The organism is Rhodopseudomonas parapalustris, from assembly GCF_053772255.1.
The window spans coordinates 268593-289818 of the sequence record NZ_JAMKBZ010000002.1; the positions used below are offsets into that span (position 1 = coordinate 268593).

17 protein-coding genes and 1 pseudogene are annotated in these 21226 nt (G+C 64.3%); 4 read left to right on the forward strand and 14 right to left on the reverse strand.

The window, feature by feature from the left end:
- Positions 1-528: 528 nt before the first annotated feature.
- The 5 genes from M9H71_RS03330 to M9H71_RS03350 form a co-directional block, all read right to left on the reverse strand.
- The gene (locus M9H71_RS03330; protein WP_455403676.1) at positions 529-1575 is read right to left on the reverse strand and encodes a sulfate/molybdate ABC transporter ATP-binding protein; all 1047 of its coding nucleotides are present in this window, start codon (positions 1573-1575) and stop codon (positions 529-531) included.
- Positions 1565-2485 (reverse strand): sulfate ABC transporter permease subunit CysW, encoded by a 921-nt coding sequence (gene cysW / locus M9H71_RS03335; RefSeq protein WP_455403677.1) that lies wholly within the window; start codon positions 2483-2485, stop codon positions 1565-1567. Before cysW ends, M9H71_RS03330 begins: the two co-directional genes overlap by 11 nt.
- Positions 2486-2489: 4 nt before the next feature.
- Positions 2490-3326 carry a sulfate ABC transporter permease subunit CysT gene (gene cysT, locus M9H71_RS03340; RefSeq protein WP_455403678.1) on the reverse strand — a complete coding sequence of 279 codons (837 nt, stop codon included), beginning with the start codon at positions 3324-3326 and terminating at the stop codon, positions 2490-2492.
- 238 nt (positions 3327-3564) lie between these two features.
- The gene (locus M9H71_RS03345) at positions 3565-4554 is read right to left on the reverse strand and encodes a sulfate ABC transporter substrate-binding protein (protein ID WP_455403679.1); all 990 of its coding nucleotides are present in this window, start codon (positions 4552-4554) and stop codon (positions 3565-3567) included.
- A gap of 124 nt (positions 4555-4678) precedes the next feature.
- A complete protein-coding gene (locus M9H71_RS03350) occupies positions 4679-5419 on the reverse strand; it encodes a phosphoadenylyl-sulfate reductase (RefSeq protein WP_455403680.1) in 741 nt (246 codons plus the stop codon).
- A gap of 279 nt (positions 5420-5698) precedes the next feature.
- Here M9H71_RS03350 and cysD point away from each other — a divergent pair, with 279 nt between their 5' ends.
- Together cysD and cysC are read left to right on the forward strand one after the other, a co-directional pair.
- A complete protein-coding gene (gene cysD, locus M9H71_RS03355) occupies positions 5699-6586 on the forward strand; it encodes a sulfate adenylyltransferase subunit CysD (protein ID WP_455403681.1) in 888 nt (295 codons plus the stop codon).
- Between the two features lie 21 nt (positions 6587-6607).
- A complete protein-coding gene (gene cysC / locus M9H71_RS03360) occupies positions 6608-8518 on the forward strand; it encodes an adenylyl-sulfate kinase (protein WP_455403682.1) in 1911 nt (636 codons plus the stop codon).
- A 39-nt stretch (positions 8519-8557) separates the two neighbouring features.
- On the opposite strand, the gene M9H71_RS03365 is transcribed toward cysC, so the two are convergent.
- The gene (locus tag M9H71_RS03365) at positions 8558-9955 is read right to left on the reverse strand and encodes a PAS domain S-box protein (RefSeq protein WP_455403683.1); all 1398 of its coding nucleotides are present in this window, start codon (positions 9953-9955) and stop codon (positions 8558-8560) included.
- Positions 9956-10085: 130 nt separating this feature from the next.
- Positions 10086-10343, reverse strand: a pseudogene (locus M9H71_RS03370) (oligopeptide/dipeptide ABC transporter ATP-binding protein); the annotation flags it as partial.
- 527 nt (positions 10344-10870) lie between these two features.
- Here M9H71_RS03370 and M9H71_RS03375 point away from each other — a divergent pair.
- Complete coding sequence (locus tag M9H71_RS03375) at positions 10871-11551, forward strand: hypothetical protein (RefSeq protein ID WP_455403684.1); 681 nt, start codon at positions 10871-10873, stop codon at positions 11549-11551.
- Positions 11552-11562: 11 nt separating this feature from the next.
- Positions 11563-13323, forward strand: a complete 1761-nt coding sequence (locus M9H71_RS03380) for an SIR2 family protein (protein ID WP_455403685.1) — start codon at positions 11563-11565, stop codon at positions 13321-13323.
- Between the two features lie 368 nt (positions 13324-13691).
- Here the strand turns inward: M9H71_RS03380 and M9H71_RS03385 are convergent, their stop codons facing one another.
- The 7 genes from M9H71_RS03385 to M9H71_RS03415 form a co-directional block, all read right to left on the reverse strand.
- A complete protein-coding gene (locus tag M9H71_RS03385; protein ID WP_455403686.1) occupies positions 13692-14669 on the reverse strand; it encodes an ABC transporter ATP-binding protein in 978 nt (325 codons plus the stop codon).
- Positions 14670-16082 (reverse strand): amidase, encoded by a 1413-nt coding sequence (locus M9H71_RS03390; RefSeq protein WP_455403687.1) that lies wholly within the window; start codon positions 16080-16082, stop codon positions 14670-14672. It abuts the gene before it with no gap.
- Positions 16079-16273: a hypothetical protein gene (locus M9H71_RS03395; RefSeq protein WP_012494456.1), complete on the reverse strand. Its 195-nt coding sequence runs from the start codon at positions 16271-16273 to the stop codon at positions 16079-16081. Before M9H71_RS03395 ends, M9H71_RS03390 begins: the two co-directional genes overlap by 4 nt.
- Before the next feature lie 13 nt (positions 16274-16286).
- A complete protein-coding gene (locus M9H71_RS03400) occupies positions 16287-17345 on the reverse strand; it encodes an ABC transporter ATP-binding protein (RefSeq protein ID WP_455403688.1) in 1059 nt (352 codons plus the stop codon).
- Between the two features lie 4 nt (positions 17346-17349).
- Positions 17350-18240 carry an ABC transporter permease gene (locus tag M9H71_RS03405; RefSeq protein WP_455403689.1) on the reverse strand — a complete coding sequence of 297 codons (891 nt, stop codon included), beginning with the start codon at positions 18238-18240 and terminating at the stop codon, positions 17350-17352.
- Positions 18241-18259: 19 nt separating this feature from the next.
- On the reverse strand, positions 18260-19213 hold the full coding sequence (locus M9H71_RS03410) for an ABC transporter permease (RefSeq protein WP_455403690.1): 954 nt from the start codon (positions 19211-19213) through the stop codon (positions 18260-18262).
- 156 nt (positions 19214-19369) lie between these two features.
- Positions 19370-21031: an ABC transporter substrate-binding protein gene (locus M9H71_RS03415; protein ID WP_455403691.1), complete on the reverse strand. Its 1662-nt coding sequence runs from the start codon at positions 21029-21031 to the stop codon at positions 19370-19372.
- Positions 21032-21226 lie beyond the last annotated feature (195 nt).

Below are 21226 nucleotides of genomic sequence, written 5' to 3' on the forward strand. Positions count from 1 at the left end.
GGTCAAGCCAGTCGCGATCGGCGTCCGCGAGCAGCGAACGACGGCGAGTCGATTATCAATGGCAGTTGGAGCTAGTCGTTGGTGCAGGTTGGTCCCGCATCTCGCGACTTGCCGGGCGTTTCCGGAGATAGCTAATTGTTTCTGGAGTAAGCGTCACACGCGGCCCGGAACTTGGTATTTGATCAGAATCAAATCTGTCGGGTCGTTAGCATATGCAGCGAGAGGGCGTATTCGGATGTGGTCGACGCCTGGCCGTTTCGATGACTAAGTCATCATTAGAACTAATCAATTTTGTAACGATGCGGTGCGATAGTGAGGCCTTGCGAGGTCCATGACGAAGACGGTGTGCGGCGTTCTGTCGCGGCGATGTGCGCGCTCAAGTGTCATGTGGGAATAACTGCGGTGTCGCGGTGCTGTTGTGTCGTGGAGGTGCAAGCCGCCACCGCAACGAAACTGCGATCAACCGACGTTGGTTCGGATTCATTTGCAGCTGGAACGAGCTAACCGTCGCCCGGCGGACGCGATCGTTCACTGGTCGGCAAAAATCCGGTAGCGCTGCGGGTGCAGGCCGATGCGGTCGCCGACCTTCAGCGAGTGGTCGCGCGGTGCGTCGATCTCGATCAGCGTCTCGCCGCCGACGCCGTTCAGCACGATATCGGCGCGCTGCATCGGGCCGAACGCACGCACCGCTTTCACGGCGCCTTCGAACACGCCGCTGCCGCTCGGGCCGACCGTAACGTCGTGGCGGCGGACGAACAGCTTCGACGGGCCGGCGGCAGCATCCTGGGCGGCGAGATCGAGAACGCGGTCGCCGAGGCGAACGCGTCCGTCCTGAACGTCGACCGGCAGCACGATCGATTCGCCGATGAAGCCGTGCACGAAGGCCGACGCCGGCCGCTCGTAGACGTCGCCGGGCGAGCCGATCTGTTCAATCCGGCCCTTGTCCATGACCACCACGCGGTTGGCGACCTCGAGCGCTTCTTCCTGGTCGTGGGTGACGAAGATCGAGGTGACGTGGATCTCCTCATGCAGATTGCGTAGCCAAGCGCGCAGCTCCTTGCGCACCTTGGCGTCGAGCGCGCCGAACGGCTCGTCGAGCAGCAGGATACGCGGCTCGATCGCCAGCGCGCGGGCGAGCGCGATGCGCTGGCGCTGACCGCCGGAGAGCTGGTTCGGGTAGCGGTCGGCGAGCCAGCCGAGCTGCACCAGGTCGAGCAGGTCGCCGACGCGCTTTTTGATTTCGGCCTCGCGCTTGCGGATCTTGCGCGGTTGCACCCGCAGGCCGAACGCGACGTTTTCGAATACGCTCATGTGCCGGAACAGCGCGTAGTGCTGGAACACGAAGCCGACATGGCGCTCGGCGGCGCCGCGCGCCAGCGCGTCCTCGCCGTCAAAGGCGATCGATCCAGAATCCGGCCAGTCCAGTCCGGCGATGATCCGGAGCAGCGTGGTCTTGCCGGAGCCGGACGGGCCGAGCAGCGCCATCAGCTCGCCGGTCTCGACCCGCAGATCGACATTGTCGAGTGCACGGAAGCTGCCGAATTCCTTGACGATGTTGCGGACTTCAATGGTCATCGGGATGCAGCCCTTGTTCGATGCGGTCTTCCAGCACGGTCTTGACGATCAGCGTCACCAGCGCGAGCAGCGCCAGCAGCGAGGCGATCGCGAAAGCGGCCACCATCTGGTACTCGTTGTAGAGAATTTCGACCAGCAGCGGCATGGTGTTGGTCTCGCCGCGGATGTGACCGGACACCACCGACACCGCACCGAATTCGCCCATCGCGCGGGCGTTGCAGAGCAGGACGCCGTACAGCAGGCCCCATTTGATGTTCGGCAGCGTGACCCGCCAGAACGTGGTCCAGCCGCCGGCGCCGAGCGAGATCGCAGCTTCTTCTTCCTGTTGTCCCTGTTCCTGCATCAGCGGGATCAGTTCGCGGGCCACGAACGGGAAGGTGACGAAGGTCGTCGCCAGCACGATCGCCGGCACCGCGAACAGAATCTGGATACCGTGAGCCTGCAGCCAGGGACCGAAGAACCCCTGCGCGCCGAACAGCAGCACGAACACCAGGCCGGAGATCACCGGCGAGACCGAGAACGGCAGGTCGATCAGCGTGATCAACAGCGTCTTGCCGGGAAAATCGAACTTGGCGATCGCCCAGGCGGCGGCGACGCCGAACACCAGATTGAGGCCGACCGAGATGACCGCGGCCATCAGTGTCAGCCGGATCGCCGCCAGCGCTTCGTCGTCGGCCAGCGCCGAAAGATAGAACCCAAGACCCTTCGACAGCGCCTCGGCGAACACCAGGATCAGCGGGAGCATCACGAACACGGTCAGGAAGGTGACTGCGAAACCGATGATTGCCAGCCGCACCAGCAGCGGTTCGGTATGGGCCGAGCGTCGGGCCGCACGCGGGCGCGCCGCGGCCACAGGGACCGCTGCCTCACGGGCTGAACGCCGGATGTGTGTCGTCGCCACCATCGTCATCAGTCTACACCGGAGCCAGCGATCGCGTCTGTGCCCAACGTTGCAGGCGGTTCAGCGCGAAAATGATCAGGAACGCCGCGATCAGCATCACCACTGCGATCGCGGTGGCGTCGGCGTAGCGGAACTCGGACAGCCGGATCACGATCAGCAGCGGCGCGATCTCGGAGACGTTGGGCAGATTGCCGGCGATGAAGATCACCGAACCGTATTCGCCGACGGCACGGGCGAAGGCGAGCGCAAACCCGGTCAGCGCCGCGGGCACCAGGCTCGGCAGGATCACCCGGCGGATGGTCTGCCAGCGCGAGGCGCCGAGCGATTCGGCGGCTTCTTCGACCTCGACGTCGAGATCGATCAGCACCGGCTGCACCGTGCGCACCACGAATGGAATGCCGATGAAGATCATCGCCAGAAAGATGCCGAGCGGCGTGAACGCCACCTTGATGCCGAGCGCCGCGAGCGGCGCGCCGAGCCAGCCGTTCTGCGCGAACAGCGTCGTGAGAGCGATGCCCGCGACCGCGGTCGGCAACGCGAACGGAATGTCGACGATCGCATCGAAGATGCGGCGGCCGGGGAAGCGGTAGCGCACCAGGGCCCAGACGATCAGCAGCCCGGCGACGAGATTGACGCAAGCCGCCGCGAAGGCGAGGCCGAACGAGATCTTCAGCGCATGCAGCGTGCGCGTCGACGTTACGATCGCCCAGAATTCCGCCGGGCTGAGTTCGGCGGTCTTCACGAACAGGCCCGCGAGCGGAATCAAAATCAGCAGCGACAGCCAGGTGATCGTCAGCCCCATGGTGAGCCCGAACCCCGGCAAGGAGCGGCGGCGCGCCGCGATGCTCATGGCGTCACCTGTGGACGCGTCTGAGCTGACGCGCGGACGCCATCAGCTTTTGGCGCCTCGGCTATCCGCGACCCGTCCCCGCCTTCGCTGGGACGAGTCATTGCGGACTCAGCGGCTGAACATTCGATCCACATACGAAGGTCCTGCCCGCAGAAGGGGAGCGCACTGTCGGTTCTAAGCATAATGTCCCCAACTCTGCGGATCGCGACCGCGTCGCACTTATCGCGATCGGCGCCCCTTAGTTCTTGTAGATCTTATCAAACACGCCGCCGTCGGCGAAGTGTTCGGTCTGCGCCTTGGTCCAGCCGCCGAACACGTCATCGATCGTGAACAGATCGACCTTGGCGAAGTCGTTCGCGTGTGCTTTGGCGACGTCGGGATCGCGCGGACGGTAGAAGTGCCGTGCGGCGATTTCCTGACCCTGTTTGGTATAGAGGTACTTGAGATAGGCCTCAGCCGCGGCGCGCGTGCCCTTGCGGTCGACGACGGTATCGACGACGGCAACCGGCGGCTCGGCGAGGATCGACAGCGACGGCGCCACGATCTCGAACTTGTCGGCGCCGAATTCCTTCACGGCCAGATACGCTTCGTTCTCCCAGGCGAGCAGCACGTCGCCGACGCCGCGTTCGACGAAGGTGACGGTCGAGCCGCGTGCGCCGGTATCGAGCACCGGAACCTGCTTGTACAGCTTGGCGACGAAGTCACGAGCGGCTTCGGGCGAACCGGATTTCTTCAGCGCGTAACCCCAGGCCGCGAGGTAGTTCCAGCGCGCGCCGCCCGAGGTTTTCGGATTCGGCGTGATCACGCTGACGCCGGGCTTGAGCAGATCGTCCCAGTCCTTGATCACCTTCGGATTGCCCTTGCGCACCAGGAACACGATCGTCGACGTGTAGGGCGAGGAATTCTCAGGCAGGCGCTTCTGCCAGTCCTTCGCGATCAGTCCCTTGTTGGCGATCGCGTCGATGTCGTAAGCGAGTGCCAGCGTGACGACATCGGCCTGCAGGCCGTCGATCACCGAGCGAGCTTGCGCGCCGGAGCCGCCGTGCGATTGCTTGATGGTGATGCGATTGCCGGTGTCCTTTTGATAATCAGCCGCGAACGATTTGTTGAGATCGGCGTACAGCTCGCGTGTCGGATCATATGAGACGTTCAACAGTGAGACGTCGGCGGCGTTTGCCGCGGTCGCCACCAGCAGGCCGGCGACAATCGGAAGAAGACGGCGAAGCATTGATAGTCTCCATTGGGCTTGACGACGGTTTCGTCGTCGGCGCGGAGAAGCGAAGGTCACGAACAACGTGCTTCAAGTCAACGAAACGGCATTCCAATGTTCGCTCCGTTGCGACCGCAATGTCCTATGAAGTCTTCATCGTGTGAATGCCGCATTCCGTCTTGCTTCTGCCGCGCCAACGCCCCGCACGCGCATCATCGCCGGCTTCCGCCCGGCTAGTACACGGCATGCAGCCGACCGACAGGAAGCCCGAAGCGAGCAGCGGATGCGGCGGTAGTTTCGCCGTGGCGTAGATCGCTGCAATCTCGGCCGATGTGACATTGGCGAGCGGATTGAATTTCAGCCGCTTGCCGTCGGCTTCGACCACCGGAATGTCGGCGCGCGCGCCACCCTGAAAGCGCTTGCGGCCATTGATCCAGCCGTCGAACGGTGCCAGCGCACGCTTCAGCGGTTCGACCTTGCGGATCAGGCAGCATTTGTCGGGATCTGAAAACCACAACTCGCGCGCAGCGTCATCGCGATCGAGATCGGCGTCGAGCGGCTTGATCGAGCGCACGTCGCGCAGGCCGAGCTGTTCGGTAAGCGTATCGCGGTAGGCGAGCGTTTCTTCGAACAGCCAGCCGGTGTCGAGAAAGACCACTGGGATCGCCGGATCGACATCGGCCACTACTTTCAGCAGCGCGGCCGACTCGGTGCCGAACGATGACACCGCCGCGAGTTTGTCGCGACCGATCTCGCGGAGCGCCGCGGCGATGACCTCGCCTGGCGACGCGGTACGTAGCGCAGCGTCGAGCGCCTGCGCACGCGCCTCCACCCCGGAGGGGGCGGGGGCAGAGGAGGGAAGAGGTTGCGCCAGCTCTGTCATTGGTCACTGCGTCCTGATCATCGCGACATCCGTTCCGTCGTGATCAACATCGGGGCGATCGACGAAGAAGGATTGACTAGAAGTATTTTCTATCTATGTATCTGACAAGCGTCATCGATAGAAAATTATTCCTTCTATCGGCGGCATTCGAAATAGAAATTTCGTCTCCGTTTTGCGCGCCGCAGAGATAGCCGTTCTCCCCCTGCTTTGGACGGCCTCTTGGGCGAGCAGCCACGACCGGCCCCGTGATGATCGGGGCCGCCAATTCGGGAGCTTGTCATGACGCTCGCTGCGCGAGAAACCGCCGCCCTGGTTTCGATCCCTGAGCGGGTTTTGGTCCCTGAGCCGCCACTGGCGGAGCAGCTCCGCGCGATGGATCACCTCGACGCGCTGGAGGCGCAGAGCGTCTATATTTTGCGTGAGGCGTTCGCGCGGTTGAAGAAGTTGGCGCTGTTGTGGTCGCTGGGCAAGGACTCCAACGTGATGATCTGGCTGGCGCGGAAGGCCTTCTTCGGCCGCGTCCCGTTCCCGGCGCTCCACGTCGATACCGGCAAGAAATTTCCCGAGATGTACGCGTTCCGCGACACCTACGCGAAGGAATGGGAACTCGATCTGCGTGTCGATCCATGCCCGTCGATCGAGAGCGTCGACCCGACGCTGCCGCCGGCCGCACGCTCGGCTGCGCGCAAAACTGAGGGCCTCAAACTCGCGCTCGCCAAATACGGCTTCGACGGACTGATCGCTGGTATCCGCCGCGACGAAGAAGCCACGCGCGCCAAGGAGCGGGTGTTCTCGCCGCGCGGCACCGAGGGCGGATGGGATGTGCGTGATCAGCCGCCGGAATTCTGGGATCAGTTCAACGCTTCGCCGCCGCCCGGCGCGCATTTGCGCATTCATCCGATCCTGCATTGGACCGAGGCTGACATCTGGGCCTACACCAAGCGCGAAGGTATCCCGATCATTCCGCTGTATCTGGCGCAGGACGGCAAGCGTTACCGCTCGCTCGGCGACCAGGACATCACCTTCCCGGTCGCATCGAACGCTGCCTCGATCGACGAGATCCTGCTCGAACTCGAGACCACCAAGGTGCCGGAGCGCGCCGGCCGTGCGCTCGACCACGAGACCGAAGACGCGTTCGAGCGGCTTCGCGTCGCCGGCTATCTGTGATCCGCACCCGTGAGTGACGCCATGACCATCGCCGTTCCGCCCGCCTCGCTTGCCGCCGACGCCGTCCGTCCTCTGGTGCGCATCGTCATCGTCGGCCATGTCGACCACGGCAAGTCGACGCTGGTCGGCCGCCTGCTGCACGAAACCGGCTCGCTGCCCGAAGGCAAGCTGGAGATGCTGAAGGCGGTCAGCGCCCGTCGTGGCATGCCGTTCGAGTGGTCGTTCCTGCTCGACGCGCTGCAGACCGAACGCGACCAGGGCATCACCATCGATACCACCCAGATTCGTTTCCGCACCCGCTCGCGCGACATCGTGCTGATCGATGCGCCCGGCCACGCCGAATTCCTGCGCAACATGATCACCGGAGCCTCGCAGGCCGACGGTGCGGTGCTGATCATCGACGCGCTCGAAGGTGTGCGCGACCAGACCCGGCGTCACGGCTATCTGCTGCAACTGCTCGGCATCAAGCAGGTCGCCGTCGTGGTCAACAAGATGGACCGGGTCGAGTTCTCGGCGGCGCGCTTCAACGACATCAGTGACGAGATCACCGCGCATCTGACCACGCTCGGCGTCACGCCGACGGCGGTGATTCCGATCTCGGCGCGCGACGGCGACGGCGTCGCCGCCCGCACCGAGAACATCGCCTGGTATCTCGGTCCGACCGTGGTCGAGGCGCTCGACGGTCTGACGCCGGCGCCGCCGCTCGACGCGCTGCCGCTGCGGCTCGCTGTGCAGGCGATCTACAAATTCGACGATCGCCGCATCGTCGCCGGCCGCATCGAGTCCGGACATCTGCGGGCGGGTGACGACATCGTCATCATGCCGGCCGGCAAGATCGCCAGGATCAAGACCGTCGAAGGCTGGCCGGTGACGCCGCTCGCGGGTTCGTTCGGCGCCGGCCGTTCGGTCGGCATCACGCTCGACCGCGAATTGTTCGTCGAGCGCGGCGACGTGATCGGTCATGCCGGAAATGCTCCGCGCGACACCCGCCGGCTGCGCGCGCGGATTTTCTGGCTGCATGATCAGCCGCTCACCGCCGGCGCTTCGGTGCTGGTGCGGCTCGGCACCCGCGAGACCCGCGCCAATGTGGTGGCGATCGAGAAGGCGGTCGATCCTGGCGATCTCGCCAGCGAGGCCGCGACCGAGATCAAACGCAACCATGTCGGCGAAATCGACCTGTCGCTGTCGCAGCCGGTGGCGGCCGATCCGGCCGACGACAATCCGCGTACCGGGCGGCTGGTGATCGAGATCAACGGACGGATCGCCGGCGGCGGCCTGGTGCTCAGCGTCGATTCGGGCCAGCGTGCTGCGACCGCCGATATCGTGCCGGTCGAGTCGGCCCTGCAGCCGGGCGAGCGCGTCGCGCGGTATCGCCACCAGGGCGCGGTGCTGTGGTTTACCGGACTGCCGGGCTCCGGCAAGTCGACACTGGCGCGCGCGCTGGAGCGCCGACTGTTTGATCGCGGCGGTTCGCCGATCCTGCTCGACGGCGATACTTTGCGCGCCGGGCTCAACAACGATCTCGGCTTCTCGCCGGCTGATCGGGCGGAGAACATCCGCCGCCTCGCCGAGATCGCCGCGCATCTGGCCGCCAACGGCCATATCGCGATCGTGGCGGCAGTATCGCCCGCGCTCGCCGATCGTGCCGCGGCGCGCCGGATCGCCGGCGATCGTTTCCGCGAGATTCACGTTGCGACCGCGGCGGACGTCTGCGAGCAACGCGACCCCAAGGGGCACTACGCCAAAGCGCGCGCAGGCTCCCTGCCGAACTTCACCGGCATCGGCAACGACTATCAGCCGCCGACTGCGAGCGAATTGGTGCTCGATACCGCGGGCCTGTCAGTCGGCGAAGCGGTGGCGCAGGTCGAGACCATGCTGGTGCAGAGCGGCGTGCTGATTGAAGACCTGGCCGATCTGGCAGCTCACATCTGAGGCGGCGACCAGTGCGTCTTGGAGCGAAGCGCCGGGGCGTCAGGACATGGTGATGACGCGCTCGAGCGGTGCGGTAAGCCGCCAGCACAGCCCCGAGGGCGGATAGTCGATCTCGACCTCGGCCCCGAGCGCAGCGCGCGGGTTGCTGTCGATCATCACCGTGCCGAAGCCGGGATGACCTGGATGGCCGATCGGCGGACCGCCGGTCTCGCGCCAGACCATTACCAGCTTGCGGTCAGCTCGATCGTCGAGCACGCGGCACTCGATCCGCACCACGCCGTGGAGGTCGGACAACGCGCCGTATTTTGTGGCGTTGGTCGACAGCTCGTGGATCGCCAGCCCGATCGTCTCCGCTGCCACCGGCGACAACAGCAGCTTGCGCTCGCCGTCGATCACCACGCGGGTTCCGATCAGATCGTTGACGACGGCGAGTTGCGATTCGATCAGTTCGCCGATCGGTGTCCCGGTCCAGTTGCGCTTGATCAGCAGATCCTGGTTGCGGCTGAGCGCCTGCAGCCGCGCACCGAGACTCTCGGCGAAGGCGCTGTCGGCGGTGCGCCGGACCAGGGCCTGCACCACAGCCAGCATGTTCTTGGCGCGATGATTGATCTCGCCCATCAACAGTTGGATCTGCTGTTCGTGCTGGCGCTGCTCGGTGATGTCGGTGTTGGTGCCGAACCAGCGCCACACATTGCCGCTCTCGTCGCGCAGCGGTTTGGCGCGGGACAGAAACCAGCGATAGTTGCCGTCCTTGCCGCGCAGCGGGAACGTGTCTTCCCACTCTTCGCCGCTGTCCCAGGAATGCTGGATCCTGGTCTTGACCCGTTCGACATGGTCCGGGTGGTGGACCGCAGTCCAGCCCCAGCCGCGCATCTGCTCCAGCGTCGTGCCGGTGTAGTCGTACCAACGGTCGTTGTACCAAAATACCGATCCGACGCTGTCGGCGATCCAGGCGAGCTGCGGAATCGAGTTCGCCAGCATCCGGAATTGCCGCTCGCTGGAGATCAGCCGCGTCCGGATCTCGAAGGTTTCGGTGTTGTCGTGGGCGATCTTGGAGGCGCCGACGATGTGGCCGTCGCGGTCGCGCAACGGCGACACCGTCACCGCTACCTGGATACGGCGGCCATTCTTGTGCAGCCGTTCGGTCTCGAACTTCGGCACCAGTTCGCCGGTCCGAATGCGGCGCAGGATACTGTCTTCTTCATGTTGCCGGTCCGGCGGGATCAGGTCGCGAACCGAGCGGCCGATGATCTCGGCTGCGGTCCAGCCGAAAATTCGCTCGGCTGCCGGATTCCAGCTCTGCACCACGCCCCGCAGATCCTTGGCGACGATGGCGTCGAACGAGTGATGGACGATCGCGGCAAAATGATCGTTGAGGTCGTCGCTGACGATCGGCGTCGGGTGCTGTCGGTCCGGCATGCGCAGAAGGGTGCCCATGGATCGCAATCAGGGCCCGGCTGTGATCGCAGAACGGCCCCCCGGCAATGAACACCAGTTGCCGGCTTGCTGCCACAGGATTGTTTTCGGCCTGCGTCGATCGGCAGCAGCGCCGCGGCGCGGCCTGCGATCAGCCGACCATCGCGGCCGGTTCGGCCAGCACGCAGCGCGTGGCGCGGCCCGGGCCGACGACGACGTTCGGCGGCAGCGCGGCGGAACAGCGCGGCTGCGCGTGGGCGCAGCGCGGCGCGAACGAGCAGGCTTGTGGCTTGGTATCGAGCGACGGCGGCGCGCCGGGGATCGTCTCCAGCCGTGCGCCGCGCTTGGCGCCGTGCACCGTCGAGGCGAGCAGGCCCTGCGCGTAAGGGTGCCGAGGGTCGCGCAAGAGGGGATCATCGACACGGTCTGTCCTCGGAAGGTCGACAGCGCCTCGTCGTCGAGCGCCAGCACGTCCTGTCCGGCGACCCGATGCTCCCGGTGATCGCCGTGCGCTTCTTTGGTAGCAGCCGCATCAGCGCGTGCAACGTGAGGCGACTTTCTGCCCCTGAAGAGCGCCAAAGCCTACGAGCAACGGTTGGGCACCATGCGCGGAGACCATATGTGGGAGCAGAGCAGTTCTTTATCGAGCTGGGGAAGCTCAGGGCAGTTTTCGGGTAGCAGTTGGCTGTCTTCGGCTACCTCCACGGCATCGAGGAAAGCATGGCTGAGATTCTCCCGCCGGAGCCTAAGGAATGAAGGCCGATCAAGAGGCGGGGCCAGTGGAAATCGTCGGGGGACGCAATTAGCAAAGAAAAGGCCCCGCTGGCGGGGCCTGAAAAAACTTGCCCCGGCGGTATGCAAGAGCAGGGACCAGCCGGGGGATACGCGCTATTTATAGGCTATGCTTTCTGAAATTTCAAGTTCCGAATCAATCTGATGCCCAGCCTGGTCGATGCTCTCTCACCTGCCCGTTTCGGAACCTACCGGCTCTGGGCTGATGGGGACGATGCTCTGGCGACGCGGCTGTACTCGTTCAACGTGGCTCTCTCGGCTGCACTCTACGGCCCCTTACATATGCTGGAAGTGGCGCTTCGCAACGTCTCGGACCGGGCCCTGGCGGACGTGTTTGGTGCGGATTGGATGGACGACCCAGCGGTTCTAACGACTGCCTATCAGCAGCGTTGCGTTGAAATCGCTTGCGATAATTTGCTGCGGGAGAAAAAGGCGGCCACCCACGCTCAAATGGTGGCCGAGCTGAATTTCGGTTTTTGGAGCTCGTTATTCGGTCGGACACCCAACAACCATCTGTGGCGTGTCCTCCGGCCGATCTTCCAGACGAAGGGACTGCAGCGAAGCGACATCGCAGCACATCTGAAAGACTTCCGCATTCTGCGGAACCGTGTTGCGCACTACGAACCAATCCTCGCACTGCCCCTGGCGCAGCGCTATGCCGACATAACGACGCTCACGGGCTGGCTATCTCCAAGCGCCGCAGCCTGGATCAATCACACCTCGACCTGGGCCGCTGTCTATCCGGCCGTTCCGATTCTCACGGTTGACGCAACAACAGGTGAGACACGTTTCGCACCCGCCGCCGAGCCTTTCCTGCCTGCCTAGGATACATTGTCGTGATCGATGCACTCACATCGCTGGCCTTTTCGGTATACGAGAACAAGGGCGTCTACTGCCTGTTGATCGGATCTGGCGTCTCGCGCAGATCGGAGATTCCAACGGGCTGGGAGATTACCCTCGACTTGGTACGACGCATTGGCGCCCTTCAAGGGGTCAAGGACGCTCCAGATTGGGCGGCGTGGTATCGAGAGAAATTCGGGGTCGACCCCAAGTATTCGGACTTGCTGGACCAATTATCGACCACGCCGGACGAGCGCCGCGCAATCCTCCATAACTATATCGAGCCAACACCTGACGATATTGAAGCCGGGAAGAAAACCCCGACAGCCGCACATCAGGCAATCGCTCGTCTGGTTTCGACCGGCTTTGTAAGAGTGATCATCACGACGAATTTCGACCGGCTTCTAGAAAACGCGTTGAGAGAGGCAGGCGTCGAGCCAACGGTGATCGTCTCGGACGACGCAATCGACGGCGCTGTCCCTCTCATCCATAGCCGCTGTTATGTCGTCAAGGTCCATGGGGATTATCTCGATACGCGCATCCGCAACACGGATGCGGAACTCGGCGTCTATACGGCTCGGCTAGATGCTCTCTTAGACCGGATTATTGACGAGCACGGCTTAATCATTTGCGGCTGGTCCGGAGATTGGGACCCTGCACTGAGGGCTGCAATCACCCGCGCACCAAATCGCCGCTATCCGCTGTATTGGGCAGCGCGTGGCTCCCTTTCTGAGATCGCACAGACGCTGGTCAATCATCGGGTAGGCAAAGTGATCCAGATCGAAAGTGCCGATGTATTCTTGAGCCGGCTCGAATCCATGGTCGTCGCTCAAGTTGAGGCTCAGCGCACGAATCCACGAAGTGTGGCTATCATGGTGTCGAGCGCGAAGAGGTTTCTTGCCCATTCGGAGTTTCGCATCCAACTGGACGAGTTGATCGGCGAGGAACTGAGACGACTCCATCAATTCACCTCGCGTGAGGCTGCCGAGGCGAACGGTGCTTGGTCAAACGAGCGCTACGTTTCTGCCGTACAGCGTTACGAGGCGCAATGCGAGCCGTTGACGAGGATTTTCGGTGTGGTGGGAAGGTTCGGCACCGAAACTGATTTTTCTGGAGCGGCTGAGATAATTGCGCGCCTGAGCTATCGAGACGCCGCAAACGGGCTGACCGCTATATTGGGCCTGCTCACCTACCCTGCCGTCCTGCTGTTCTATGGCTACGGCCTAGGTCTTCTGAAAGCGAGACGCTACGCTGAATTGTTTAGACTGTTCTCTACACGGGTATGGACGAGGCGGGACAGAACCGAGACGGTTGTCTCGCACCTGTTCCTTGGCACATGGGAAGGGAATCAGAGAGACTATTGGAAGCTGCTGCCAAATCTAAGCAAAAGTCAATCCGCGCTTAGCGACCACCTTCACGAGTTGTTTGAAGTGTGGACATCGGACTACGTCTTTACGAAGCCAGAATACACAGCTCTTTTCGAGCACTTTGAATTACTCGCATCTCTGACCTATTTGAGTCGCGCAGTTGACAAAGCGAAGCTATATACGTGCCTCACGGGGAGCAATAACAACTTCGTGCCGATGCAATTAGGACGAGTGGTCTGGGACGAAAGTGTAAGGTGCTCACTCATGGAAGCTTGGAAGGGAGACCTGCAGAAGGAATTGCTTGACGCCGGCTTTGCGCAGGGCGATCAGGAATTTCTGTCCTTAGCTATCCAAAACATCGAGCGGATATCCGAGCGCTTTGGATGGTGAGGCGAACCGAAATAGCCCCGGCGCAGCTTCGTTGAAGTGACTTGAACGAGGCCCCACCTTTCCGACGGTGCCGAGTATGTTGAGGAGATCACGGGGCGAGCGCGCCGAGCGATCAAGGCGGGTCACGGTCAAACGTCGTCGGGAGAAAGGCGATCCAGAGCCCTTCCAAGCCCCATGGGGCCGGTCTTTGCTCCGCTCGCGTCTCCTGGAACATCTCCACCGGCGAGCGCTTTCACTTCTCTCGTCGAGACGGTCACCAAGAACCCCCGGCCTTTCCGAGAGAGAAAGCCGATGAGTTCCGCTTACTTCGATTGGATCGCCGCCGACACTGCGCGCGAACATGCCGCCCGAGATCGCCGGCGGTCTCCTCAGCCGACCACCGCGGCCGGCTCGGCCAGGATGCAGCGCGCCATCCGGCCCGGGCCTAGCGCGACTTCGGGCGGCAGGCCGGCGGAGCAGCGCGGCTGCGCGTGGGCGCAGCGCGGTGCGAACGAACAGGCTACCGGCTTGCTATCGAGTGACGGCGGCGCGCCGGGGATCGTCTCCAGCCGTGCGCCGCGCTTGGCGCCGTGCACCGTCGAGGCGAGCAGGCCCTGCGCGTAAGGGTGCCGAGGGTCGCGCACGATGTCGCGCAGCGTGCCCTGCTCGATGGTCTGCCCCGCATACATCACGGCGACCCGGTCGCAGATCTCGATCGCCACGCCGATGTCGTGGGTGACGAAGATCACCGACATGCCGAACTCGCGCTGCAGTTCGCGCAGCAGCAGCAGGATCTGGATCTGCACGGTGGCATCGAGCGCGGTGGTCGGCTCGTCAGCGAGCAGGATCTTCGGCTTGCAGGCCAGCGCCAGCGCGATCATCGCGCGCTGCCGCATGCCGCCGCTCATCTCGTGCGGATAGGCGTCGAGCCGCCGCTTCGCCGACGGGATGCGGACCACTTCGAGCATCTCGAGCGCGCGGGCCATCGCCTCGCGCTTGCTCTTGCCCTCGTGGCGCATCACCGACTCGGCGATCTGATCGCCGATGGTGTAGACCGGATCGAGCGCCAGCGCCGGCTCCTGGAAGATCATCGACACGGTCTGCCCCCGGAAGGTCGACAGCGCCTCGTCGTCGAGCGCCAGCACGTCCTGTCCGGCGACGTGAATGCTGCCGGTGATCGCGGTGCGCTTCTTCGGGAGCAGCCGCATCAGCGCGCGCAGCGTCACGCTCTTGCCGGAACCCGATTCGCCGAGCAGCCCGAGCACTTCGCCCTGGCCGAGTGTGAGGCTGAGATCGTTGATGGCGTAGACGGTCCGCTCGCCGGTGAAGCGGACGTTGAGATCGCGGATATCGACCAAGTTCGTCATCTAAAGCTCCGGGCATTGCCGATGGAAATCGGTGGCGCGCTGCCAGGCCGCGCCGATGCGCAGCAGCACAGCCTCGTCGAACGGCCGGCCGATCAGTTGCAGCCCGATCGGCAATCCGGCGCTCGAGAAGCCGCAGGGCATCGCGAGCGACGGCAGACCGAGATAGTTGATCGGCCGGGTGAAGCGGGTCAGCCGCTGGATCACGGCCTCGGCGTTCAGGCTGTTGCCGACATCGCTATCGGCAATGGTTGGTGCCGGCACCGGCGACACCGGCGCCAGCACCGCGTCGACACCGGCCACTGCCGCCACGAACTCGGCGAGCGCCACGCCGCGCCACCGCATCGCTTCGAGATAGGTAACGGCGGGAATCGCGAGCGCGTTCTGCAAGCGCATCAGCACCTGCGGGCCGTAATCCTGCGGCCGCTCGCGCATCCACTGGCCGTGGAAGCCGGCGGCTTCGACCGCGAGCACGAGCTGCGCCGCGGCGCTGAGCTGGCGTTGGTCCGGCAGTTCGACTTCGACGACGCGCACGCCTTCGCGCACCAGCGCCGCCTTGGTGTCGTCGAGCACGCGCGCGACCTCGGCGTCGAGATCGTCGACATAGAACGTCTTGGGGATGCCGATGCTGACGCCCTGCAACGATCCCTTGGTGGCGGCCAGATAGTCCGGCACCGGGCCGTGCGAGGCGGTCGGGGCGGCGGGATCGGCGCCGGCCATCAGACCGGTGAGCAGCGCGCAGTCTTCGGCTGTCCGGGCCAGCGGCCCGACGGTGTCGAGCGAATGCGACAGCGGCATTGCGCCGGCGCGGCTGATCAGCCCGACGGTGGTCTTCAGCCCGGTGACGCCGCAGAAATGCGCCGGCATCCGGATCGAACCGCCGGTGTCGGAGCCGAGCGCCGCAAACGTCAGCCGCGCGGCGACTGCCGAGCCGGAACCGGATGACGAGCCGCCGGTGATGTGGTCGAGCCCCCACGGATTGCGCACCGCGCCGTAATGCGCGTTGTGCCCGGTCGGGCCATAGGCGAATTCGGACATCTGCAGAGTGCCGAGCCGCACCTGGCCGGCGTCCTTCAGTCGTTGCAGCGCGGTCGAGGTGGTGGACACGACGAAGTCGCGGCGGATCTTCGAGCCGCAGGTCACCACGAAGCCGGCCTCGTAGTACATGTCCTTGTGGGCCAGCGGCACGCCGTGCAGCAGGCCTTTGCGCTCGCCCTTGGCCAGTGCAGCATCGGCCGCATCAGCTGCGGCGAGCGCGCTCTCAGGCTCGATCGCCATGAAGGCGTTGAGCTTCGGTTGCGCCCGCGCGATGCGATCGAGGCAGGCTTGGGTAACGTCACGTGACGACAGTTTCTTGGCCGCGATCGCCTCGGCGACTTCGGTCAGCGTCAGCAGCGCAGGATTGCCGAGGCTCATCGCGCGCCCTCGTTCTGCGCCACAACGTACGTAGATGGTTCGAGATCGAATGGAAGCGTACCGGCGATCGGCGTGAAACCATCGAATGCCGGGCCGATCGAGTTGGCGATCCGCGCCGCAACCTCGTCGTCGACCGGAAGTCCTGCGATCGCCGCCATCTTTTTGATCGTGGCGGGGTCGGGTTTGATCATTGCTGATTTCTCCTTATGGGGCGCGGCTATGTCCCGAGCCGGGGATCGCCATGAAACACGCGGCCTGATGGCCGCTGTCGCCGATCGACGACAGCTTCGGCTTGGCCTGCGAGCATAGCGCCTCTGCGAACGGACAGCGCGGATGAAATCGGCAGCCGGCCGGCGGATCGATCGGGTTCGGCGGATCGCCGGTGATCGGCGGGACTTCGGTGCGGCGATCGGGATCGGACGACGGCATCGCCGCCAGCAGCGCCCGCGTATAGGGATGCGCTGGCTGATCCCACACGTCATCCACCGGACCGAGCTCGACCACTTCGCCGAGATACATCACCAGCACGCGATCGGAGATGTAGCGCACCACGTTGAGGTCGTGGCTGATGAACAGATAGGTCAGACCGAATTCGCGCTTCAGATCGGCCAGCAGGTTCAGCACCTGCGCCTCGACCGATTTGTCGAGCGCGGACACCGACTCGTCGAGGATCACCAGCCGCGGTGACAGCGCCAGCGCGCGGGCGATGTTGACGCGTTGGCGCTGACCGCCGGAAACCTCGTGCGGATAGCGATGCGCGAAGTTCTCGGGGCGCAGGCCGACTTTGCTCAGCAGCTCGCGCGCCAGTGCACGGGCATTGGCATCGCTCATGCCGTGGACCTTGGGGCCGAACGCGATCGAGTCTTCGATCGTCAGGCGGGGGTTGAGCGAAGCGTAGCTGTCCTGAAACACCATCTGCATGCCGCGGCGCAGCTCGCGCAAGCTCAGCTCGCGCCCGACCTGGCGGGCGTCGAAGATGATCTCGCCGGCGGTCGTCGGCATCAGGTGCATCAACAGTCGCGCGGTGGTCGACTTCCCGCAGCCCGACTCGCCGACGATGCCGAGCGTCTCGCCCTTGGCGATCGAGAAGGTGACGTCGTCGACCGCCCGCACCGTCTTGGCGCCGCCGAACAGACCGGTGCCGCGCACCGGGAAATGCTTGGTGAGGCCGTTGACCTGCAGCAGCGGCTGGGCGACGCCGCCGATGTCTTCGATCGGCTCGAACTTCTCGATCTCTGCGATCGCGGAAACAGTTTTGCTCATCGCCTCAGTTCCTGATGTCCATGGCGCTGCGCATCGAGTCGCTCAGCAGGTTGAAGCAGATCGACACCGCGAAGATCATCACGCCGGGCAGCGCCGCCACCCACGGGTTGACGTAGATCGCGGTGCGCAACGTATTGAGCATCAGGCCCCATTCCGGCTCCGGCGGCTTGGTGCCGAGGCCGAGAAACGACAGACCGGCGGCCAGGATCATCGACACCGAGATCAGGCCGGTGGCATAGACGAAGATCGGTCCCAAGACGTTGCCGAGCATGTGCACCCGCATGATCGTGAAAGCGCCGGCGCCGGAGGCGCGTGCGGCTTCGACGAAGTCCATGTTGCGGACGCTGGTGGTGACGCTCTCGGCCACCCGGGTGATCTGCGGAACGAACACGACGGTCAGCGACACGATCGAGTTGGTGATGCCGGCGCCGAGCGCGCCGGAGATCGCGATCGCCAGCAGCACCGAGGGGAAGGCATAGAACACGTCGATCGTGCGCATGATCGCGGTGTTGACCTTGCCGCCGACATAGCCGGCGACGAGGCCGAGCGAGGTGCCGATCAGGAAGGCGAAGATCACCGGCAGCACACCGATGAACAGCGACAGCCGGCCGCCATAGATCAGTCGGGCCAGCATGTCGCGGCCGAGTTCGTCGGTGCCGAGCGGATAGTTGGCGGTGCCGATCGGCTTCAGCCGCCGGATCATCGATCCATGGTATGGGTCGGCGAGGTGCAGCCACGGCGCCAGCACCGCGGCCAGCACGATCAGCAGCAGGATGACGCCGCAGATCACCGCGATCTTGTCGCGGATCAGTCGGCGGCCGACATTGGCCCAATAGCCGCGCGCCTTGCCGGCGGGGGCGGTCTGCGGTGCGGCGTCGGCAGCGGTCAAACTCATCGTCGGTGCTCCCATGACGTCAGGCCCGCTTGATCCGCGGATCGATCAGCGCCTGCGCGATGTCGACCGAGAGATTGAGCAGTACGAAGAACAGCGCCAGCACCAGGATCGTGCCCTGGAGCAGCGGCAGGTCGCGCTGGAAGATCGCGGAGTTGAGCAGCAGGCCCGAGCCGGGCCACGAGAACACGGTCTCGACCAGGATCGAGCCGCCCAGCATGTAGCCGAGCTGCAATCCCATCACTGCGAGCGCGGTCGGCGCCGCATTCTTGATGATGTGTCCGAACACGCCGGTCTCACGCAGCCCCTTGGCGCGCAGCGCTTCGACGAAGTCCTGCGACAGGATATCGCCGGTCAGCGCCCGCACCGTGCGCGTGACGATGCCCATCGGAATCACCGAGGTGGTGATCGCCGGCAGAACCAGGTAACGCAGATGCGCCCAGTCCCAGGCCCATTGTCCCGAGCCGCCGGGGCCGGCGCCGACTGCGGGCAGCCAATTGAGCTGCACCGAGAACACGATCACCAGCACCATGCCGAGCCAGTAGTGCGGCACCGAGACGCCGGCGATGGCGATGCCGGTGGCGAATTTGTCGATCCAGGTGTCGCGGAAGTAGCCGGCGATCAGGCCGAACAGCAGCCCGAACGAAAAGCCGATGATCGCCGCGGCGATCGCCAGCATCACGGTGTTGGAGACCGCACGCATCACCTCGGCCAGCACCGGGCGTCCGGTGGCGATCGAGGTGCCGAGATCGCCGTGCATCGCCTTCCACAGCCATAGCCCGAATTGCACCGGCAGCGGCCGGTCGAATCCGTAGGCGGCGCGAAGCTGCGCCGCGAGCTCCTGCGACGCGTCCGCCGGCAGCACGGCGACCAGCGGGTCGCCGGGCGTGATGTGCACCAGCATGAAGCACACCAGCGCGACGCTGAGGACGATCGGAACGACATAAACGATTCGGCGGGCGATATAGGCGAGCACGGGACTCTCACTCGAACGAGGATGCGGTCAGTCGGATCGAGACGTCTCCCCCGTCATTGCGAGCGCAGCGAAGCAATCCAGTGATCAGTGCACTGGGCTGGATTGCTTCGTCGCTTCGCTCCTCGCAATGACGGGGTGGGGTTTCAGCAGTGCCTCTTACGGCGCGATCGACACCGGGGAGAAGTCGACGAACCAGCTCTTGGGCTGGACGAAGCCCTTGACCTTCGGGCTGAGCGCGCGCGGGCCGACGTCGTGGGCGACGTAGAGGAACGCGGCGTCGTCGATCGAGGCGGCGTTGAGCTCGGCCAGCACTTCGTCGCGCTGCTTGTCGTCGAAGGTGGTGCGCGCCTTCTTCACCAGTTCGTCGAACTTCGGGTTGTTAATGTAACCCCAATTGTTCGACACCGGCGGCGCCATCGACGACTGCAGGAAGCGCACCAGCGCGAAGAACGGGTCCATCGCCGCGTAGGTGACGTTGATCGCATCGGCGCCGTTCGCCGACGGATCCTTGACGCCGCGCCGCCAGTTGGTGAACAGCGTGTTCCACTCGATGACGTCGAGCTTGACGTCGAAGTAGCACTCCGCCAGCGCCTGCTGCAGATACTCGTTCATCGGCAGCGGCAGCATCTGGCCAGAGCCCGACGCCGAAGTCTGCACCTTGACGGTCAGCTTCTTGTTCGGGCCGTAGCCGGCTTCCTTCATCAGCTTCTGCGCCGCGGGCAGATCGTATTTGATTTGGAATTGCGGCTTGCCGCGCCAGGGATGGCCGGGCTCGAACGTGCCGGTCGCCGGCACCATCAGGCCTGCGAGCAGGCCGTCGCGCATACCCTCACGATCGATACACAGATTGGCGGCGCGGCGGACGCGGATGTCGTTCCAGGGCGAGCCTTCGATCCGCGAGAACTGCCACGGCCAGACGTGCGGCTGTTCGTTTTTCTCGATCTTGAAGCCGCGGGCCTCGATTTCCTTCACGGCGTCGGGGGCCGGCGCTTCGATCCAGTCGACCTGACCGGACAGCAGCGCCGCGGTGCGGGCGTTGGCTTCCGGCATCGGCAGCAGCACCATGCGGTCGACATGCGGGATGCGGTTCTTGTCCCAGTAGCCGTCGTTCTTGACCAGCTCGAGCCGCTCGCGCGGCGTGAACTTCGCCATCTTCCACGGGCCGGTGCCCGACGCGTCCTTGGCGAATGCGGCCCAGGCGGCGGTCGATTTCGCCTTGGCGTCGGCGCCTTCCGCCTTCTCGTACAGCGCCTTCCATTTGGTCGGGCTGGCGATGAAGAGGTTGGTGAGATTGATGGGGAGGAAGCTGTCTGGCTCCTTGGTGGTCAGTTCCACCGTCATGTCGTCGATCTTCTTTGCCGAGACCAAGGTCGGCATCCGCGATGCGGTCACGCCGATCTGGCTGGGATCGTATTGCGGTGCTTCTTTGTTGAGCACCTTGTCGACGTTCCACACCACGGCGTCGGCGTTGAAGTCGCTGCCGTCGTGAAACTTCACGCCCGGGCGCAGTTTGAAAATCCATTTTGTGTGATCGGCGTCGTTCACCTTCCACTCGGTGGCGAGGCCGGGGATGACCACACTCGCTTTGGTTGCCGACGACAGGTCCCACATCGTCAGGCCGTCATACATCGTCAGTCCGGTGAAGCGATTGCCTTCGAAGCCCTGATCGGGTTGGCCCAGCGTGCGCGGAATGTCCGCGGCCGTCATGCCGATGCGCAGCACGGATTCGGCGGACGCCAGCGACGGCACCATGAAGACGCTCGCCATCGACAGAGCGAGCAGTACAGCGCGGCGGTTGTTAAGACGAGAATTACGCATTCGACGAGAGTCCCTTCGCAGTGACTAATTGGCAGGCTGGTCAATGCAATGCATGTGCCAGCCAAAGCGGCAGGCTGCCGTCGCGTGCATCCGTCATCCGAGGCAGCGTTTGTGAAAAATCGCGCAGAGCCGCAATGCAAAACTGCGGGGCGGGCGTGGCGCGCCCATTGCAAGCGGTTCGCCCATCGTCATGAG